2 protein-coding genes are annotated in these 1,369 nt (G+C 42.4%); both read right to left on the bottom strand.

From position 1 onward, the window contains the following. The coding region (locus ACIFQM_RS24830; protein ID WP_430066403.1) for a tyrosine-type recombinase/integrase at positions 1 to 624 on the bottom strand (624 nt) is incomplete at its 3' end. Positions 625 to 783: 159 nt separating this feature from the next. Then, on the bottom strand, positions 784 to 1,369 hold a 586-nt coding region (locus ACIFQM_RS24825; RefSeq protein WP_430066401.1), incomplete at its 5' end, for a transposase.

The following is a 1,369-nucleotide window of genomic DNA, read 5'->3' as shown; positions in this document are numbered from 1 at the left end:
TTCCAATGCTCCACGCTGCCCAATAAATAAATATTCTGATTCAACTTGTGGCCTGACTTCGAGATACCGAGTAACGGCTTTTCGCACATCCTTATTCAATGGTATGGTACGAAAGGAGTTTCCCTTACCAAGTACCTTCAATAATCCTTTGCGTTCACTTATTTCAAGATCCTTCAATTTGATACCAACCAATTCGCTTACTCGTATGCCAGTCCCAATCAATAATTCGATCATGCAGATATGCATTCGATTGCCCATACGGTGAATTTCATTTCGTAGTTTCCACAATTCCTTTTCCTCTAACCCTTTGTATTGCCGAACAACCTTGTTCCTGACTGCTTCGATATGCATTTCTTCCTTTATATAGCCTTGTTGATGCATCCACTTTGCAAACACGTTGATACTGGCAATCTTGCGGTTGATGGTGAGTATCGCTTGATTGGTACTTTGCAGAACCTTCTTGTATTCTACCCCATCCAGTTCAATCCATTGATCCAGTCCATATTCCGTTTTCCTTTGATACCAGGCTATAAACTGTAATACATCCCTTATATAGCAGGAAACTGTGTTCTCGCTTCGATCCTTGCTCCGTAAATGTGCTTCAAACCCTTGAATATACTCCATATTCTCCCCCACCTTTCGCTTGTGTGTCACATCATACCGTTAATGTGGGGGAAAGTCCACCGTTTGCATAACCTATCTTATGCACTGATTCTGGCTACTTTACAGGCTCATTCAGGGCTGAAACTGGCGTTTATCTATACACATATTGACGACATAACGTTATGGCTGTGAATCTTCTGACTCCACGTATCCTTCCTCAATCTCGACCGATTCCTCAATAGCTTCATATTCAGCATCCACTACATCCGCTTCAATCATATCCAGAAATAGCTGCTTACGTTCCTGTTCCAGTGCTTTCGTATTCACCACCAGCTCACGGCGATCATTCCACTCATTGGGTGCGCGGTTCTTTAAGTAGAAGATCATCGCTGTCGGATTGGGAGGCTGATATCGTTTTACCTTCTCGATACGCGTCTTCTTTTTTCCATTTTTGTCCTCTTCGACTATTGTACGAATTTCCTCATATTCATACCCCGTAGCAGCTTTCAAAAGTGAATTTTCCACGTGTGAAATAGGGACAGATCTGCTCCATTTGACTAGTTCAGCCAGCATCGGATGTTTATCTATGTACTCATACCAAGTCGTTTTACCTATATCGAGTTTCTTGATAATGTCCTCTGCATTCACGCCTTCTTCGAACCATTGCTGAATCTCCGCTAACCGAGGATATACATGAGTTTCCCATTTGGTTGGACGTTCCAATGCTTCAGCAAATTTCGGATGCTTCCTTCTATAATCGCCTAAT

Source organism: Paenibacillus sp. NRS-1782 (assembly GCF_050467685.1).
GTDB lineage: Bacteria > Bacillota > Bacilli > Paenibacillales > Paenibacillaceae > Paenibacillus > Paenibacillus terrae_A.
This window is presented reverse-complemented; position numbering and strand designations above follow the sequence as displayed.